This window comes from Methanobrevibacter olleyae, from assembly GCF_900114585.1.
In the GTDB taxonomy this organism is placed as follows: Archaea; Methanobacteriota; Methanobacteria; order Methanobacteriales; family Methanobacteriaceae; genus Methanobrevibacter; species Methanobrevibacter olleyae.
The window spans coordinates 35,762-55,800 of the sequence record NZ_FOTL01000001.1 but is presented as its reverse complement, the minus strand read 5'-3'; the positions used below and the strand labels follow the sequence as shown (position 1 = coordinate 55,800).

The window sequence follows — 20,039 nt, the reverse complement described above, 5'->3', positions numbered from 1 at the left end:
CTAATTTTTGTTATTAATCCTACCACTTAGCTTTTATATCATATTTTTATTAAACTATTTTCAATTTTTAAAAATCTTATTTTTAAATGTTAAATTTTCACATAATAAAAGTTTTTATATAATGAAAATAATATAATAATTGTTATATGTTAATAAAGATTATACCTTAATAAAGATTAGTGGAATAAAACTTGATTAATATAAATCTTTGATAATATCGATTATATATTCATACCAATTAAAATCATGCTTAGTAATTTTAAACTAATAAGGATGTTGATACAATGTTACTTGAAGTTAAAGATTTAGTTGTTGAAGTAGAAGGTAAACGTGTTTTAAATGGTGTAAACCTTGCAATAAGAGAAGGGGAAACTCATGTTCTTTTAGGTCCGAATGGTGCTGGTAAAAGTACATTATTCTTAACTATATTAGGATTCCCAAAGTATGAGGTTGTAGAAGGATCTATCCTATTTAAGGGAGAAGATATCACTAATTTAACTACTACTGAAAGAGTTCAAAAAGGTCTTGGTGTAAGCTTCCAAAACCCTCCAACTATTCGTGGAGTAAGTGTAAGAGATTTATTAAAATTTGAATCAAAACAAGACTCTGATGAAGAGTTAAATCCAAGAATGCAAGAACTTGCTCGTAAGTTAAAATTCAGTGATGAGTTCTTAGACAGAGATGTTAATAGGGGATTTTCTGGTGGAGAAGTTAAAAGGTCTGAAATTCTTCAATTACTTGCTCAAGAACCTCTCTTTACAATGTTTGATGAACCAGACTCTGGTGTTGACATTGAAAATGTAGAATTATTAGCTGAGGAATTAAATGTTTTATTAGACAAAGATAAAAAGCCTGGTCAAAGAAGAAAAGCAGGTTTGCTTATTACTCACTTAGGTTATATTTTGAATTTTATTAAAGCGGATAAAGCTCATGTATTAATGCAGGGTATAATTGCTTGTTCTGGTGGTCCTGATGAAATTTTAGAGGATATTAGGAAGGAAGGATTTAAAGGATGTGTTAGTTGTGCGCAATGTAACTCATAATGCTGAGAAGGCAAAAAACAAAAAAGCAACACTAGGTACTGATGTTGTAATTGAAAACTTTACTAAGGAAGATATCAATGCTTTTGATGTAATTGATGATATTAAAGATGTTGATAAAAAAACTCAAAAATCTTTTTTAAAAGTAGGTGTTGATGCAACTGCTGAAGAAAGAGCAGGTTCTTTTGTCCAAATGGACCAATCAAATATTTTTTCACATTCTATTTCTGATTCAATTGAACTAATGAATTTAGGTGTTGCATTAGATAAACATTCTTGGTTAAAAGATTATATGTGGAATGCAGTAAAACCAGATGTAGACAAATATACTGCAGAAACAGCACTTTCTGAAGCAAAAGATGGAGCTTACAGTGGCTATTTTGTAAGATCTTTACCTGGAACTAAAGAAATTTTCCCAGTTCAAGCTTGTATGTTTATTGCAGACCAAGATGTGATGCAAACTGCACATAATATTATTATTGCTGAGGAAAATTCAGAGCTTCACCTTATTACTGGATGTGCAACTGGTGATGATATTTCATCTGCACTTCATGTAGGTATCTCTGAAATTTATATTAAACCTGGTGCTAAAGTTACTTTTACTATGGTTCATAATTGGGCAGAACAAGTAGAAGTACGTCCAAGAACTGCAATTATCCAAGAAGAAAACAGTACTTATATTAATAATTATATTTTAACAAGCCCAGTTAAATCTATTCAATCTTATCCTACTACTTATTGTAATGGTGAAAATGCAAGAGCATTATTCCAAAGTATTCAAAGTGGTATTAATGAATCAATTATTGATGTAGGATCTAGAGCTATTTTAAATGCTCCTAGATCAAGTGCAGAGATTATTTCTCGTGCTGTAGCTAATGATGATTCTAAAATTTATTCTAGAGGGCATTTATCTGGAAATGTTCCTAATGTTAAAGGACACTTAGAATGTCATGGTTTAGTTTTAGATGATAATTCATCTATTTATGCAGTTCCGGAACTTGAAGCTAATGCAGCAAACCTTGAGATGTCTCACGAAGCAGCAGTTGGTCAAATTGATGAAGAAGAAATTTATTACTTAACTTCAAGAGGATTAACTGAAGAAGAGGCAGCTTCTATGATTGTTAGAGGTTTCTTAAGTATGGATATTACAGGTTTACCTAATGAATTAGCTGCTGAAACTCAAAAAATGATTGATATGAGTTTAGAAGGAATGTAATTATTTACATTTCATTTATTATTTTTTATTATTAAGATTTATTTTATTTTCTTAATTTTTACTAATTTTTTACTAATTTTTTACTAATTTTTTACTAATTTTTTACTAATTTTTTACTAATTTTTTACTAATTTTTTTAATTTTTTAATAAATTTTTTTTACTAATTTTTTACTAATTTTTTTAATTTTTTAATAAATTTTTTTTACTAATTTTTTACTAATTTTTTTTAAGTTTTTGTAATTAGTTTTACATTGATTTTTAATTTTTATAATTTCAAATTTTTCAAAAATCTCCCATATTCTTTTATTTAGGCATTCCTTAATTTTTAGCTATTTTTTTAGATTTTATTCTTAATTATAAAAATTGTTTTAATATATTATAACTTAATTTATTTTTATTTTATTTCTTTATTTCATAATTAGATAAAATTCATTTCTTATTTTTATATATCTATTAATAATTCAATTTATTTTTCAATATTATTTCGTATAAATTAAAATTAATTTTTGAATTTTGTAATATCTTTTTTTAAAAAAGTATTATAATATATAAAGTTTGTGTCTTTTGTTTCCAAGTAACCTTTATATTTAATTTAAATATAATATATAACTAGTACATTAATGTTAAGCTGAGCTAGCTCATTAGCGTACGATGATTTGAGATTAAGGTATGCCTCAAACATATTTTAATATAGATTTGAAAAACTTTTTTAAAAAAGAAATTAGATTGAAAACTAACTTTAAAAATTTTGATTTGGGTTTTTAAAGTTAAATGGAATTCTTGAATTTTATGATTTAGATTCAAGAAAGTAATCTATTAAGATTTTTTGATTTGGATCTTTATAGGTTAAAAATAGTGTTAGACTATTTAGGTTGAGTATCTTAATTATTTCAATTATAATAAAAGTTTAATATTTTCAATCGATATTAAATTCTTTTAAATTGTATTATTTATGATTTATAAATACTTTTTAATGATTATTAGATTGAGATAGTTGGATCAGTCTTAGACTAGAAGATTAAAATTTTATTTTAGGACTATAAACTAAATATTTTAAATAGAGGAGGATAAACTCTATGTCTGAAGATGTAAAAATTGTAATGTTTTGTTGTAACTGGTGTTCCTATGGTGGAGCAGATACTGCAGGTACTGCAAGAATGCAATACCCACCTAACATTCGTGTTATAAGAGTAATGTGTTCTGGAAGAATTGACCCTCAGTTTATTTTAAAAGCATTCAGAGACGGTGCTGACGGTGTATTCGTAGCAGGATGCCACATGGGTGACTGCCACTACGATGCAGGTAACTATAAACTTGACAGAAGAATGAGATTAGTTTATAAATTAGTCGAAGATATGGGAATTGGAAGAGAAAGAGTCCATCATGACTGGATTTCTGCTTCTGAAGGAGAAAAATTCGCTAGTTCTGTAAAAATGATGGTAAACAGAATTAAAGATTTAGGACCTTCCCCATTAAAAGCACAACTAGATGCTGAAAATTAGATTTAACTGGAGGATTATTTATGGCAGATAAAGTTAAAATAGGAACTATGTGGCTCGGAGGATGTTCTGGTTGTCACTTATCCATTGCGGATTTCCACGAATCTTTATTAGATGTTTTAGAATTAGCTCAATTCGAATTCTCACCAGTATTATGTGATACTAAATACGATGAAGTACCTGAATTAGATGTACTTATTGTAGAAGGTGGAATTAGAAACGAAGAAAACAGAGAATTAGCAGAAATGTTAAGAGAAAAAGCTGGCCTCGTTATTGCATATGGTACTTGTGCAGCTTATGGTGGTATTCCTGGTCTTGGTAATTTACATACTGTTGAAGAATTAACTACCGAAGCTTACATTAACTCTGTAAGTACTTACAACGATGCTGGTATTATTCCTAATGAAGATGTGCCTTCATTAGAAAGCAGAGTAAGACCATTATATGAAGCTATTCAAGTTGATTTAATGATTCCTGGTTGCCCTCCAAAATCTGATGTAGTAGCTGAAGCTATTCTCACTTTATTAAGAGGAGAAACTATAGAATTACCTACCACTAACCTTTGTGAAGTATGCCCTAGAGAAAAACCACCTGCTGGACTCGCTATGGACTTCATTAAAAGACAGTTCGAAGTTGGTAAACCTGAAGATGATTTATGTTTAATTGCTCAAGGATTAGTTTGTATGGGACCTGCAACCGTATCTTTATGTGGTGCACAATGCCCAAGTATTGCTATCCCATGTAGAGGTTGCTATGGACCTACTGCAAAAGTAAATGATGCAGGTGCAAAAATGATTTCTGCAATTGCATCTGACTACGGTGTTAACGAAGATAAAACTGTAGACCCTGAACAAGTAGCTGATCAATTAGATGATATTGTAGGTACTTTCTACACTTACACTTTACCAGCTGCTTTAGTCCCTGCTAAAATGCAAAAAGGAGGAAAATAATATGGTAAAACTTACTATGGAACCTGTAACTCGTATTGAAGGTCACGCAAAAATTACTGTACACCTTGACGATGCAGGAAATGTAGAAGACACTAGATTACATGTTATGGAATTTAGAGGATTCGAAAAATTCTTACAAGGACGTCCAGCTGAGGAAGTACCTCGTATCGTACCTAGAATATGTGGTATTTGTGATGTACAACACCACTTAGCTGCTGCTAAAGCTGTTGACCAAATCTACGGATTTGATGATGATGAAATCTTACCAGCTGCTTACAAAATGAGAGAACTTATGAACTGGGGATCTTTCATGCATTCACACGCTCTCCACTTCTACTTCTTAGCAGCTCCAGATTTAGTAGTTCCTGATGGAACCAGAAAAACTAGAAATGTTTTCCAAATTATCCAAGATATGCCAGAAGTTGCTTTACAAGCTATTAAAATCAGAAGAAACGGTTTAGATATTGTATCTGCAACTGGTGGTCGTCCAATTCACCCAACTTCTTCTACTCCTGGTGGTATTTCTACTGAATTAGATGAAGAAACCCAGGCTGATTTATTAGCAAAGGCTAAAGAAAATATTGAATTATCTCAAGCTACTATTGAATTAGCAGTACCTATCTTAGAAGAAAAAATTGACCTTGTTAAAACTTTAGGTTACTTCGGTGACACTCGTCACTGCGGTCTTGTAAAAGATGGTGTATGGGATGTATACAATGGTAATGTAAGAATAAAAGACAAAGATGGATCTATTTACACTGAATATAACAACCTCGAATATACTGATGTTGTTGCAGAGCATGTAAAACCATACTCTTGGTTAAAATTCCCTTACATTAAAGAATTAGGATACCCTGAAGGTATTTACAGAGTAGCACCATTATCTCGTATTAATGTTTGTGACAAAATGCCTGATGATGCTCCTTTAGCACAAGCTGCATTAGAAGACTTCAGAGAAAGATTCGGTTATGCACAATACCCATTGTTATTCCACTGGGCAAGATTAATCGAAATGTTAGCTTCTGCTGAAATGGCTGCTGCTGCTTTAGAACAAGATTTATCTGGTGACAAATTCCCTGATGCATTAGAAAGAAGTGCTGGAGAAGGTGCAGGTATTGTAGAAGCTGCTCGTGGTACTTTAATCCACCACTACAAAACTGATGACAATGGTTTAATTACCAATGCAAACATCATAGTAGCAACTATTCAAAACAACCCTGCAATGGAAATGGGTATTCAACAAGTAGCTAAAGATTACATCAAACCGGGTGTAGAAGTAGATGATAAAATATTTAACTTAATGGAAATGGTTATCAGAGCTCACGACCCATGTTTATCTTGTGCTACCCACACTATGGATAGTCAAATGAGACTAGCTACTGTCGAAGTATATGATAGTGAAGGAAACTTAATAAACAAAATCTAACTTTGGAGTGTTAAAATGATAGTATTCAATGAAAATAGCTGTATTAAATGTGGAGCATGTGAAGGTGTTTGTCCTACAGCAGCTATTGAAGTAGGCGATCACATCGTTTACTGTGATACTTGTGGTGGAGCACCTAATTGTGCTGATGTATGTCCTAATGGTGCTTTACAAGTAGACGACATAGCTATTGATGAAGAAGGAAACACTCAAGTAAGATTAATCTTTAACAAAACTAAATGTAATGAATGTGGAGATTGTGTAGAAGCATGTCCTTCTAAAACTCTTAAATTAGATGCAGAAGATTCTCAACTCTTAAAAGGATTCTGTGTAATGTGTCAAAAATGTGTTGACATCTGTCCTGTAGACGTTATCGGAGTTCCTGGAGTAAAAGAACCTGTAGAGAGAGTTGTTAAACCAGAAGGTCCTGTATACATTGAAGATTGTAAAGGATGTGGAGTATGTGTAGCTGAATGTCCTGTAGATGCAATCACCTTATCTGCTTACGGAGAACCTATCGAAGTAGATGAAGATAAATGTATCCAATGTGGAGTATGTTCACAATCTTGTCCATGGAATGCAATTTTCATCGCAGAAAATGCAAACCCTGTAAAACGTACTAAAGAAATGAAATCATTTACTTTAGATGCTGATACATGTATCGGTTGTAATTCCTGTGTTGATATTTGTCCTGGAAGCTTCATTACCCCTAAATCTGACTTGACTGTAGTTCTTCCTGAAGTATGTGCTGCATGTGGTCTTTGTGTAAATGTATGTCCTGTAGATGCAATTGATTTAGATGTTGAGTATGGTGCATCTAAATTCAGTTCAACTGAAGGAATTTGTAGGGATGAAGAAAAATGTATCTATGATGGAGGATGTGCTTTAAAATGTCCTACTGAAGCTATAAAAGTAGTTACCAAAAGAGGAATGGAAGTACCTTCCCGTCAAAAAGATATGGGCGAGCAATCTTTCACCATGTGTGTAAGATGTGGTGCTTGTGCTAATGTATGTCCTAACGATGCATTACAATTAGACTCTGTTGACAAAGAAATTGATGGTGAAACTGTATCTAGAGATAGAATCATTTTCAACCCATCTAAATGTGATGAATGTGGAGAATGTATTGACGCATGTCCATATGATATGTTACATAAAGCATACAAAGTTAACTTACCTATTGCTGGATTCTGTACTCTCTGTGAACAATGTATCGCAAAATGTACTCCAGAAGCTCTTAGTTTAAAATAGATAAGTTATAAACACAAAACAAAATTAAAACCTAAGTTTAGGTATAAGGCACTTAACATGAGCTTAAGTGCCTTTTTTTTATTTACTTTTTTACTATTTTTAAGATTTTTAATCTTTATTTACTTTTTTTTTTTTACTGTTTTTAAGATTTTTAATCTTTATTTACTTTTTTTACTATTTTTAAGATTTCTAATCTTTATTTCTAAGCTTTGAATATTATTTTTATTTAATATTGTTTTTATTTTTTAAACAAATTTATTAAATATTAAAATTAAATATTAAATTAAAAATTTTAAAAAAATTAATTTTATGAATTTTCATTAAAGATTTAAAGTGATTTTATGTTTGATCTAGTTTTAAAAAATCTAAAATTATTAGATTATTCTAATGAATTATTTATAGCAATTGAAGATGGTAAAATAGCAAAAATATCAAAATCTTCAATTAAAGGTGAAAAAGAAATAGATCTTAAAGGGCAATTAGTATTTCCGGGGCTTATTGATCCTCATGTTCATTTTAGAGACCCTGGTTTAACATATAAAGAAGATTTTAAAACTGGTTCTATGGCTGCAGCACATGGCGGATTTACATTTGTAATGGATATGCCTAATACTGTTCCTAAAACTAATACATATAAATCATTTAAAGATAAATTAAAAATTGCAGAATCTAAATCTATAGTTAATTTTGGGCTTCATGCAGGATATTCTACACTTGAAGAAATGGAAAAAATTCTTGAATTGAACCCTATGTCATTTAAAATATTCATGGACTTAGAAACTGATGAAGATTTAGATAAAATCTTTAAGGACATATCTGATTTAAGTAAAAAGTCAATTGTAACAGCTCATTGTGAAAAAAGAGACATGGTTTTAGAATACACTAAAAAATTGTCTAATGAAACTGAAGCTATTGCATATAGCTATGGCCGTCCTGCAGAATCTGAGGATGAATCTGTTGCTCAAGCTATTGCACTTTCTAAAAAATATGGGAACGATTTACATATTTGTCATTTAAGTACTAAAAATGCAATGAATTTAGCAATTTCTAATAATGTAAGTTTTGAATTTACTCCCCATCACTTGTTATATGATAATACAGCATTTAATGAATTTGGGACAATTATTAAAACCAATCCTCCTTTAAGAGAAAAAACTAAAAAGATTACTATTCAAGATTTAAATGAAAATTCAATAATAGCTACAGATCATGCACCTCATAGTTTAGAAGAAAAAACAAAAGGAACTTGGGATTCTAGCCCAGGTATTCCCTCTTTAGAAACTGTTTTATCTTTACTATTGACTGAGGTGAATAAATCAAATTTAGATTTAAGTTTAATTCCTAAAATATTTTCAGAAAATGTTGCTAAAAGATTTAATCTTGAAAATAAAGGGTTTATTAAAGAAGGTTTTGATGCAGACTTGGTTGTTTTAGACTTAAATAAAGAAGGGGTCTTTGATATAGATAATTTCTATACAAAAGCAGAATATTCTCCATTTGATGGACTTTATTATAAAGGTAAAGTAACTATGACTATGGTAAATGGGGATATAATTATGGAAAATGATGAATGTACATATTGATAGTTTGTATTAAAATTATCTATTTTTAATTCTACTTTATTTTATTTTATTATTCGATAAATATTTTTGATGGTTATTTATTTTATTTTATTTTATTCAATCATTATTTTAATTATTCATAGGGATTTTTTATTCCGATTTTTCTATAATTAATTTTTACTAAATTTATTTTTAATTTTTTTACTTTACTTTATTTTTTAATTTTTACTAAATTTATTTTTAATTTTTTTACTTTACTTTATTTTTTAATTTTTTTTAATTTTTTTCTATTTTTTTAATTTTTTCATTAATTAAATTTCAGTAAAAATTTATAAAATTGTTCTAATCTTAAGTCAATTATTGATTATTAGTCTTATTTTTTAATTTTAAAGCTTCATAGAAAATCTTTTTATTAATGAAAACTATATATTATAGTGATTCTAAAAAAACTTAATTTTGTATGGTTTTTTTATAAATGGTTATATATGGTAAAACAGATTATAAAATTCTTATGCTGTGATTATATGGTTTATAAAGAAAGCGGTGAAAAAAGAGTTACAATTGTTATTGATAAAAGTTTAGATTATAAATTTAGAAAAATGGCCTCTCAAAAATTTAAATTTGAACCAAAATGGTATAGTAAAGCTATGGAGGAAGCAGTTAATTTATGGATTGAAGAGAATATTGATGAAGACTTTGAATAGTTTTATAAATTCTAATGTTTATATTATATAATATGCCTTCAATTGATTTTATTAGAAATATTCAAAAAAAGGATAAAAAAACATTTTTCAAAGATTTTGAAAATTCACAAAAAGCCCAAGTTAATCATTTTGAATATGAAAATTCAAATAAAGTCTCAGATGATTCAAGACCTTTAATTGCAGACTTTACAGAATATTCTCCTCTTCATAATGGTCATTTTCATTGTATGAAAACTGCTAAATCTAAAATTCCTAATGGACTGTTTGTAGCTATTGTTCCAGGATTATTTGAGAGAAGTGGTAGAGGATTACCATATATTTTGCACAGGAATGTCAGATCAGAAATAGCTATTGCTGTAGGTGCAGATATTGTTGTTGAAGGACCGCCTATGGGAATTATGGGATCTGGACAATATTCTTTATGTTTAACAAAAATGTTTCAAGCTTTAAATACTGATTTTATTCCTAGAGGTTATAGGCCCTTTGATGCTTATGAAAAGATTTTAGAAAAAATTTCATTAGGTCATGGCATAGCTCCAAAACCTTATAAAATTGTTGATATGGACACTAATGAAGTAATTTATAATGGGAAATTAGAGGAAGATAATTATGTTATAGTATCCTTTTCTAAATCATTAAAAAAAATAGGCTTTGATTTTAAGGATAAATTTATTTTTGTTCCAAGGATTGAAGGTGTTAGCGGAACTTTAATTCGTAAAGCCTGTTCTCTAAATGATTTAGAATCTGTTAAATTCATGTTACCTAGTGAAACAATTAGGATTTTAGAAAGAGAAATTAATGCTGATAGAGCTCCACTACATGATTTAAGACTTGATGAGTATATAATTGATTCTGCGAACAACTTATCTTTCGATGATTTGATTAAATTAAATTTCTTCAATGATAAATTAGCTAATGAATTAATTAATCAACGTGAAATAAAACCATTTGAATCTGTTTCAGAAATTGAAAATTCTATTTTTTATGGCTTTAGCAGTCATTTTAAAAATAGAGTTTTGAGTATATTAGAAACAAGGATTAATGCAGATACTATTTCAGAATATATTAATAATTATCCTAGCACTGTTCGTGTTTTAAATTATAAAAATGAGAAGGTATTAAATGAATTTAAAGAAAAGGTCTTCTTCAATGATAAAATTTTTGTAAATAATATTGAGGTTTTATAATTTTTAGTAATGATTTTAAAAAGCACTGAAATTTTTTAGTTTTTTGATAATAGTGTATAAATAATAAATTTTTTAATTTTTATCTTTTCTTTTTTTAAACTATTTTTGTCATGTTTTTTTAATACCTGAAAGTTAATATTTTTTAGTAAATATTATATAATATTACTTATTAAAAATATATAATGAATATTTGATTAGTTGAAAAAATTATAAATAAAAAATTTAAAATTATAAAATTTTTGATTAATTAATATTTTAATTATGGATGTTAAATTTTAAATTTATTATTCAATTTTATTGTTAATTACATTTTATTTCTAATGGGTAATTTTAATTCAGATATTTTAAATATTAATTTAGATTAAATTTCAATTGGAGTACTATGAGTATGTCTGTGAAAGTTAATGACATATTTTTTATGATATAATGTGATTAATCTACATAAAGATTATAGGAGAATTATTTATGGCAATTCAAGAAGGAGATTTTGTAAGATTAAATTTTACTGGTAAAATAAAAGAAACTGATGAAGTGTTTGATACTACTTCCGAAGATATCGCTAAAGAGGCAGATATTTTAGTAGAAGATAAAGTTTATGGTCCAATTCCCATTATTGTTGGAGGAAATCATTTATTAAAAGCTATTGATAATGCTATTATTGGTACTGAAGCTGGAGAAGCAATTCATGTATCTGTAAATCCTGAAAATGGTTTTGGCCAAAGAAATCCTAATTTAATTCAATTAATACCAATGAAAGAATTCAAAAAACAAGGTATGGCTCCTGTTAGAGGTATGAAAATTACTTCTGACAATGGTACTGGTAAAATTATCTCTGTAGATGGAGGCAGAGTAAAAGTTGATTTTAACCATGAATTAGCAGGTAAGAACTTAGAATATGATGTTTCTGTAGTAGAAGTTATTGATGAAGATGAAGAAAAAATCAAAAGTATGATCGAGTTACATTACTCTTACCCTAATATGGATTTAGATAAAACTGAAATTAAAATTGATGGTGACAAAGTAAGTATTAAATTAGATGAAATCACCAGATTTGATCAAAAATCTTACATGGATGTAACTTTTGCTAGATTCAGAATTTCAAAAGACATTTGGGACAATATGGGTTATGAAAAAGTTGAATTCGTAGATGAATTTGAGAAAAAAGTAGAAGAAGACCCTGAAGGAGAATCTGAAGAATAATTATTTTAATTTTTCTTTTACTTTTTTTATTCTTTTTAGTTTTTATTTTTTTAATATTTTTTACTATTTTTATTCTTTTTAGTTTTTATTTTTATTTTTTTAATATTATTTTCTAACTTTTTATATTCTATTTAAATATTTTATATATTATTTAAAATTAGATATTTTTTTAAAATTATTAGAATGAATTTTTTATAGGGTATTAAAATTAAAAGTTAAAAAAAAATCGAGTTGTATGATGGAAATATTTAATTAAAAATTCATTAAAAATAATTGATTTGAAAAAACAGTACTAAAAAATTTAGAAAAAATAAAAAATAGTAAAAATTAATAAAAAAAATAAAATAAAGTGTTAATAAAAAGATAGAGAATATAAAATTCTCTATTTAAATTTAATTTAACATATTACTGATAAATTCACCAGGATTTTGAACTAATCCAATAATAGCTTCAATGAAACTAGTATAATCTCCGCTTAATCTAAATAAATATACCACATATAAAATAAGCATTATAATTAAAATGATTAAGATTACTGCAAGAATGATTTCAGTAACTGTAAGTTTTTCACTTTCTTCTTCCCCTAATTCTGAGAATCTATGCATTTCTTGGATATTTTCTAGTTCATCATAGTCATGTCTAGGTTTTTTAAATCTTCTAAAAGGATCTTTTTTCTTAGCTTCTTGTTCCCTTTCATAGTTTCTTTCGATTCTTCTTTTTAAATCTTCATAACTTTCAGCATCTCTTCTGTTTCTACGATGTGAAGGAACAATAAAATCATCCTCATATTCTTCTCTAGGATTGATATAATATTCCCCATTATTTGAATCAGGATAATTTTTAGGTCTATGTCTTCTAGGACCTTCATAATATTCATCATATTCTGCAGGTCTTGGACCTCTTCTTATTTGTCTTTCTCTAGGAGGCCTAGCTCTAGGAACCTTTTCTTCAAGAAGCTCTTGAGGAATTACATTATCTACATCTTCTTCGTCATAATATAGATCTTCTAAGTATCTTTCATATTTTGCTTCAAGTTCATTACTCGGAGCTTCACTAGGAATAGGTTCTTCATAATAATCTTCAGCTCTATTTCCAGTATGGATTGGTTCAATAGAGTCTTTTTTTGCATTAGCTTTTGCTTTTACTTGTCTTTCATGTTCTTTGTATTCAGGTTCGGGTTCTGGAATTAGCTCAGGATTTTCATAGTAGCTATCTTCAGTACCATCTTCTTCATAAGTTTCGACATATTCAGTTTCATATTCGTAATCAGTTTCATAGTTTTCAGGAGCTTTCTCTACTTGATTTATAAGTTCTTCCTCACTTTCACGCTCTTCTGCTTGAATTGGGGTAATCGGTTCTATTGGTTCAATAAGATCCATAGGTTCATCTTTAATTTCACCTATAGGTTTTTCAGTTAATGTTTGCTTTGGAGCATTATTTTGCTCTTGAGTCGCCTTTTCCAAAATACTTTTTGTAACGATTTCATTTACACAATCTTTACAATAAATATTTCCTGCAATTTCCATACTACAATCTTGACAAATTGCTTTTCCACAAACTGAACAATTTGCCATAGCCTCTCTATCCGGATGATTATGACATTCCATATTAACACTTCATCAATATTAATAATAAATATAAATTTAAAATATTTTTAAAATATTTAATATTAAATTTTTAAAATATTTAATATAAATTTTTAAATTTTTATTTAATTTTGATTAAACAAAAATATTGATATATATTTATAGTTTTAATTGTTATTAAGTTTATCTTTTAAAATCTTATTTTTTATATTCTTTAAGTTTTTTATTATCATTTTCTAAATTTTTCACTATTTGTATTTTTTATTATATTTTCAGCAAGTATCTCAGAAGCTATTAAATCATCAGCTGTAGCTAAAAAACTAGCTAAACTTTTACTTTCAACTTTAAAATTTATTGTATTTTCCTCTAAATCACTTTCTACAAAACCTTCATTATCTACTTCAAGAGATTTATAAACAATTTCAGAATATTTTGGACTTTCATATTCAATTTTTATATTTGATTTAATAATCATATTCTTACCTTTTTGTAATATGTTAATTAATTTATTAAAGTTGATCTATTTTAATATGCTATTTTAATTTATTAATTTATTTCTAATTTAACTTTATTAATTTTATTAATTTTATTAATTTTATTTTGATATTGTTTATTAAATTTTGTAACTAATTTATGATTTCAATTATAATTTGGAATTTGAAAAGAATTTTTTTATTATTACTTTCTATTTTAATTTTGTAAACTTTGAATTTTTTTATTTTTTTCTAGTTCTTTATAGATTTTTTTTCAAATTTCAATCTTATAACAATAACATTTATTAATGTTTAAAAAAATAAATAATGTTATTCTATCTAACTTTATAAATTAATAATGATTATGTATTTATTAATTTTTTCAATTTTATATGGCTAGTATATGTGATAAGTATAATAATAAGAATATAATTATAGATTATATTTTCTTAATATGGGATTGTACTTAAATTAGCTATTATTTTTTCAAATGTTCCGATAGAACTATTACATTCAACTTTAAGTTGATTTAAAAATTTTAAAAGAATAATTGTATTAAAACACATTTAAAATTAAATAGATATTAGTTGATAAAATATTAATTAGAATTTTCATTTAATTGATAGAATATCTAAAGAACTTTTATACAATGGTTCTTAATTATGATTATATGGAGGACTTTTAATGGTTCGTGCTTATTCAAGAAGAGAATATATTAGAAAAATACCAAATAACAGAATTGTTCAATATGATATGGGTAATTTATCTGAGGATTTCCCAGTAAGAGTATCTTTAGCAGTTAAAAAACCAGCTCAAATTAGGCATAATGCTTTAGAAGCAGCTCGTATTGCTTCTAATAGATACATGCAAAGATCTGCTGGTAGATTAGGATATCATTTAAAATTAAGAGTATACCCTCATAACATTGTAAGAGAAAATCCAATGGCTACTGGTGCAGGAGCAGATAGGGTACAAAGTGGTATGAGAAATGCTTTTGGTAAGGCAATTAGTGTAGAAGCACTTGTAAAAACTAATCAAAAAGTTATGTCTATTGATGTAAACCCTAAAAACTTCGAAGATGCTAAAGTTGCTTTAAAAAGAGCAAGTATGAAATTACCAGTTTCTTGTAGAATTGTTATTGAAAAAGGTGCAGAATTAATTAAATAAGTCTTAAGACTTTTTAATTAAAGCTTTCAAATCAAATTTTAAAACTTAATTTTTTTTTAATTATATAATATTTATTTGGAATTTATTTATATCCAAACATTATTATCATTCAATTTTAGTGTAAATTGTTTAAAAAATGTGTTTATTTAAGGGTGAAGAACAATGTATGTTAAAAAGTTTGAAGATTTAAGCAAAGATGATTTAGGTATTGCTGGTGGAAAAGGCGCTAATTTAGGTGAGTTAACCCAAGCAGGTATTTCTGTTCCTCCAGGTTTTGTTGTAACCTCTAAAACTTATGATAAGTTTATGAGAGATACTGGGATTTTTAATAGTGTTATGGATATTTTAGACCAAGTGGATATTAATAACACTAAAGAGCTTCAAGAAGCTGCTGAGGAAATTAAAGAAATTATCATTGAAACTCCTATACCTGAAGATATTTCTACTTATATTATTGAAGCTTATAATCAATTATCTCAAAGAGTTGGAGAAGAAGAAGCAGATGTAGCTATTCGTTCTTCTGCTACTGCTGAAGATTTACCAGAGGCATCATTTGCAGGTCAGCAAGATACTTTTTTACATGTTCAAGGTTTAAAAAATGTAATTGAATATGTAAGAAAATGTTGGGCTTCTTTATTTGAGGCAAGAGCTATTTTCTATAGGGAAGAAAATAACTTTGAACATTCTCAAGTTTATATTGCAGTAGTAGTTCAACAAATGGTTGATTCTGATAAAGCAGGTGTAATGTTTACTGTAAATCCATCTACTGGTGAAAATATTGCATTAATTGAAGGATCTTGGGGACTTGGTGAATCTGTTGTTAGTGGGTCTGTTACTCCTGATAACTATGCTGTAGCAAAAGAAAACAATGAAATTCTAAATGTTAAAATTAGTGATAAGAAAACTATGTTCACTAATGAAGAAGGTGGAACCTCTATTCAAGTAGAAGTTCCTGAAGAATTAAGAAATGAAAGAGTTTTATCTGATGAAGAATTAATAGAACTTGTTGAAATGGCTAAAAGAGTAGAAGGTCACTACGGTAAGCCACAAGATACTGAATGGGCTTTCCATGATGGGGAATTATTCTTATTACAATCTAGACCAATCACTACATTAGGGGATGGAGAAAAGGAATCTTCTGAAGAAGTGGATTTGGAAGTATTGATTAAAGGTCTTGGAGCAAGTCCAGGTTTAGCGTCTGGTACTGTAAAAGTTATCTTAAGTCTTGATGAGCTTGATAAAGTTCAAGATGGAGATGTAATGGTAACTACCATGACTACTCCTGATATGGTACCTGCTATGAAAAGAGCTACCGGTATTGTAACTGATGAAGGTGGAGTAACCTGCCATGCAGCTATTATCTCAAGAGAATTAGGAATTCCTTGTGTAGTAGGTACTGGGGATGCAACTACTAGCTTAAAAGAAAATGATGAAGTAACTGCAGATGGTAAAAAAGGTTTAGTATATAAAGGAATCATCAAAGGTGCTGAATCTGAAGAGACTAGTGCTAGTGCAGTACAGGTATCTGCAACTCCTTTAATTACTGTTACTGAAGTTAAAGCTAATGTAAGTATGGCTGAAGCAGCTTCTAAAGCAGCAGCTACTGGTGCTGATGGTGTAGGTTTACTTAGAACAGAACATATGATGTTATCTACTGGTATTCACCCTAAAAAATTCATCCTTGATGGTGAAGAAGATAAATTAGTAAATGTGATTGCTGAAAGTGTTTTAAAAGTAGCTGATGAATTCTATCCAAAAAAAGTATGGTACAGAACTCTTGATGCTCCAACTGATGAATTTATTACCCTTAAAGGTGGGGAAAATGAACCAAGAGAACACAACCCAATGCTTGGTTGGAGAGGTATCAGAAGAGAATTAGATGAACCTGAAATCTTAAAAGCAGAATTTAAGGCAATTAAAAAGCTTCATGATAAAGGATATCAAAATATTGGAATTATGATTCCATTATCTCAACATCCATCTGAACTTAGAAGAGCAAAAGAATTATGTGCAGAAGTAGGTTTAGTACCTCAAGTTGATGTTGAATTTGGTATGATGGTTGAAGTTCCATCAGCAGCTATCATCATTGATGATTACATTGCAGAAGGAATTGATTTTGTAAGTCTTGGAACTAATGACTTAACTCAATACACACTTGCAGTTGATCGTAACAATGAATATGTAGCAAAACACTACAGTGAAGAACACCCTGCAGTAATGGCATTAATTGAAAGAACTATCAAACATTGTGCAGCAGCAGGTGTAGCTTGTAGTATCTGTGGCCAAGCAGGTAGTGTACCTCATATTGTAGAAAAACTTGTTAAATTCGGAATCACTAGTGTTTCTTCTAATATCGATGCTGTAGAAGAAGTAAGAAAAACTGTTGCAAGAGCTGAAAAGAAAATTGTGCTTGATGTGGCAAGAAAGCAATTATAATTCTAAATTGCTTTGATTTAAAAGTTTATTCTTTTAAATCTTTATTTTTTATTTTTAAATTATTTTTATTTTTTTAATATTATTTTAATTAACTTAGCTTATTTTTAATTTATTTTTCCTAATTATCTCTTTAGGTTAATGTTTATTGGACAGTATTTAAAAAATAGAATATTTATTTTAATTTTAAGGTAATCTTTATGAATGAAAAACCAAAATCCCATGATGATATTTTTAATCAATTAGATAAATTTCAAGCAATGGATTGTAAATATTCTGATGGTAGAATTTTAGGTTCTATGTGTACAGAGGCCCATCCTATTGCAAAAGAAGCCTTTTTTAAATTTATTGATTCTAATTTAGGGGATCCAGGTCTCTTTAAAGGAACTAAATTAATTGAAAATAAAGCTTTAAAAATGATTGGTTCTTTTTTATCAATAGAAAATCCTGTAGGTCATATTGTTACAGGTGGTACAGAAGCAAATATCATGGCAATTAGATCTGCAAGAAATATTGCAAGAGGCAGTAAAGGGATTAAAAATGGTGAAATTATAGTTTCTAAATCTGCTCATTTTTCTTTTAAAAAAGCGGCAGATATGCTTAATTTAAAATTAATTCATATAGCTTTGGATGAAAATTATTCCATTAATACTGATTTAGTTAAAGAAAATATTAATGATAATACTGTAGCTATCGTTGGTATTGCAGGTACTACTGAATTAGGAATGATTGATTCAATTGAAAATTTATCTAAAATTGCTACCCAAAATGATATTCACCTACATGTAGACGCTGCATTTGGTGGCTTTTCTATTCCTTTCTTAAAAGAAAAGGGCTATGATTTACCAAACTTTGACTTTTCAATTGAAGGTGTTAAATCTATTACTATAGATCCTCATAAAATGGGACTCTCACCTATTCCTTCAGGATGTATTTTATTCAGGAATCAATCCTTTTTAGATGCAATGTCTGTTGATTCTCCTTATTTAACTATTAAAAATCAATCTACTATTGTTGGTACTCGTTTAGGTGCTTCAGCAGCTGCAACCTATGCTGTAATGAGTTACTTAGGTAGGGAAGGCTATAGAAAGCATGCTGAAATAGCTTTAGAAAAAACTCATTTTTTAGCAGAAAATATTAAAAAATTAGGTTATGATTTGATTGTTGAACCTAAATTAAATATAATTGTCTTTAATCATCCGAATTTAGAAACTGGTGAATTAGCAAGATTGCTTGAAGATAGAAATTGGAAAATATCTTGTTCTTCTTACCCTAAGGCAATTAGGATTATTTTAATGAATCATATTAAAAAAGAACATCTAATTGAGTTTATTAATGATTTGGATGAGATATCTAGGTCTATTTAATTGATCTATTTTCATTTTTTTCTAATTTTTTTCCTGCCTGTTTTGTTCTATTTTTATTTATTTTATATAAATTAAAATTTTCTTATTTTTTAGCTTACGAGATTAATATAAGAATATTTCATATTTAACCATATGATTTTCATTTATTTTATTATGGGGCTTATATTGCTATTATTGAAGTTTTTTTATCACTTTTAATCCTTTTTTAAAATTTATTTATTTTTAGAAAAATAGAAAAGTATTTTAATAATCATAGCAAATAAAATAAATGAAAGATTAAAAGAGGTGATAATATGAAAAGTTCTGTTTTAATTTTAGGTATTGTTTTAGCAGTATTTGTTGTAGGTGGTGCTTTTGCATATACATTTGTAGATGAGATTGCAGATCTTAGTGATGATGGTGACTCTGGTACTTTTCATAAAATAGCTAATAAAGTAGACAAAATTACATCTTCTGATAGTTCTAGTTCAAGTAGCTCTTCAGATGGTGGTAGTGATATTGTAAGTGAAATAGTTAAATTTAATCATCAAAATGGTGAAGGCCAATTCCGTGAAGTCACTTACAAAGATGGTGGTTTCCGCCAATATGATAAGTCATCTGGAAAACTTATAGGTTCTTCTTATGATGAAGATCAAGAAGAACTTGGTGTTGTTGATGGTAATTTAGAATAATTTTTATTATTCTATTTTTATTTTTTTTAATTCTATTTTTTAATTCTTTTTTTTAATTCTATTTTTATTTTTTTTAATTCTATTTTTTAATTCTTTTTTAATTCTTTTTTAATTTTATTTTTAATTTTATTTTTAATTCTATTTTTAATTCTTTTTTAGTTTTAATTTTTATTATTTTTTTATTCTATTCTCTTTATTTTTTTAATTTTTAATATTTTTTAATTTTTACACCTCCTTATCTATAGTATTAGCTGTACATAAATTATTAATTAGAATATGCTCTAATTATATTAAAATTTTATATTATAA

General features: G+C 27.9%; 16 protein-coding genes. 14 read left to right on the top strand and 2 right to left on the bottom strand.

All coding sequences use genetic code 11. The features are described from left to right. Positions 1-284 precede the first annotated feature (284 nt). From sufC to BM020_RS00170, 10 genes are all read left to right on the top strand, one after another. Positions 285-1,043 carry a Fe-S cluster assembly ATPase SufC gene (sufC, locus tag BM020_RS00215; protein WP_067147672.1) on the top strand — a complete coding sequence of 253 codons (759 nt, stop codon included), beginning with the start codon at positions 285-287 and terminating at the stop codon, positions 1,041-1,043. Further along, positions 1,015-2,256, top strand: a complete 1,242-nt coding sequence (locus tag BM020_RS00210) for a SufB/SufD family protein (protein ID WP_067147669.1) — start codon at positions 1,015-1,017, stop codon at positions 2,254-2,256. The genes sufC and BM020_RS00210 overlap by 29 nt, the downstream gene beginning before the upstream one ends. Before the next feature lie 1,077 nt (positions 2,257-3,333). Further along, positions 3,334-3,759 carry a hydrogenase iron-sulfur subunit gene (locus BM020_RS00205; RefSeq protein ID WP_067147666.1) on the top strand — a complete coding sequence of 142 codons (426 nt, stop codon included), beginning with the start codon at positions 3,334-3,336 and terminating at the stop codon, positions 3,757-3,759. A gap of 20 nt (positions 3,760-3,779) precedes the next feature. Further along, positions 3,780-4,706, top strand: coding sequence for an NADH-quinone oxidoreductase subunit B family protein (locus BM020_RS00200; RefSeq protein ID WP_067147663.1), 927 nt, complete (start codon positions 3,780-3,782; stop codon positions 4,704-4,706). A 1-nt stretch (position 4,707) separates the two neighbouring features. Then, positions 4,708-6,132, top strand: a complete 1,425-nt coding sequence (locus BM020_RS00195) for a Ni/Fe hydrogenase subunit alpha (RefSeq protein WP_067147660.1) — start codon at positions 4,708-4,710, stop codon at positions 6,130-6,132. 15 nt (positions 6,133-6,147) lie between these two features. Beyond that, entirely contained in the window at positions 6,148-7,380 is a 1,233-nt protein-coding gene (locus tag BM020_RS00190) for a 4Fe-4S binding protein (protein WP_067147657.1), read from the top strand. A 341-nt stretch (positions 7,381-7,721) separates the two neighbouring features. Then, entirely contained in the window at positions 7,722-8,963 is a 1,242-nt protein-coding gene (locus BM020_RS00185; protein ID WP_074797825.1) for a dihydroorotase, read from the top strand. A 503-nt stretch (positions 8,964-9,466) separates the two neighbouring features. Next, entirely contained in the window at positions 9,467-9,646 is a 180-nt protein-coding gene (locus BM020_RS00180; RefSeq protein WP_067147651.1) for a hypothetical protein, read from the top strand. 41 nt (positions 9,647-9,687) lie between these two features. After that, positions 9,688-10,833, top strand: a complete 1,146-nt coding sequence (locus BM020_RS00175) for a nucleotidyltransferase family protein (RefSeq protein WP_394326397.1) — start codon at positions 9,688-9,690, stop codon at positions 10,831-10,833. A gap of 465 nt (positions 10,834-11,298) precedes the next feature. After that, positions 11,299-12,033 carry a peptidylprolyl isomerase gene (locus BM020_RS00170; RefSeq protein ID WP_067147647.1) on the top strand — a complete coding sequence of 245 codons (735 nt, stop codon included), beginning with the start codon at positions 11,299-11,301 and terminating at the stop codon, positions 12,031-12,033. Between the two features lie 392 nt (positions 12,034-12,425). Here the strand turns inward: BM020_RS00170 and BM020_RS00165 are convergent, their stop codons facing one another. Both BM020_RS00165 and BM020_RS00160 read right to left on the bottom strand, forming a co-directional pair. Then, on the bottom strand, positions 12,426-13,640 hold the full coding sequence (locus tag BM020_RS00165; protein WP_067147643.1) for a B-box zinc finger protein: 1,215 nt from the start codon (positions 13,638-13,640) through the stop codon (positions 12,426-12,428). 208 nt (positions 13,641-13,848) lie between these two features. Then, positions 13,849-14,094 (bottom strand): KEOPS complex subunit Pcc1, encoded by a 246-nt coding sequence (locus BM020_RS00160; protein ID WP_067147639.1) that lies wholly within the window; start codon positions 14,092-14,094, stop codon positions 13,849-13,851. A 682-nt stretch (positions 14,095-14,776) separates the two neighbouring features. Between BM020_RS00160 and rplJ the strand changes: the two genes are divergently transcribed. From rplJ to BM020_RS00140, 4 genes are all read left to right on the top strand, one after another. Then, positions 14,777-15,259 (top strand): 50S ribosomal protein L16, encoded by a 483-nt coding sequence (rplJ, locus tag BM020_RS00155; RefSeq protein WP_067147636.1) that lies wholly within the window; start codon positions 14,777-14,779, stop codon positions 15,257-15,259. Between the two features lie 162 nt (positions 15,260-15,421). Then, entirely contained in the window at positions 15,422-17,695 is a 2,274-nt protein-coding gene (ppsA, locus tag BM020_RS00150; protein ID WP_067147633.1) for a phosphoenolpyruvate synthase, read from the top strand. Positions 17,696-17,892: 197 nt separating this feature from the next. Then, positions 17,893-19,059, top strand: a complete 1,167-nt coding sequence (gene mfnA / locus BM020_RS00145) for a tyrosine decarboxylase MfnA (protein WP_074797821.1) — start codon at positions 17,893-17,895, stop codon at positions 19,057-19,059. A 293-nt stretch (positions 19,060-19,352) separates the two neighbouring features. Beyond that, positions 19,353-19,730, top strand: coding sequence for a hypothetical protein (locus BM020_RS00140; protein ID WP_067147627.1), 378 nt, complete (start codon positions 19,353-19,355; stop codon positions 19,728-19,730). The last annotated feature ends 309 nt before the right edge of the window (positions 19,731-20,039 follow it).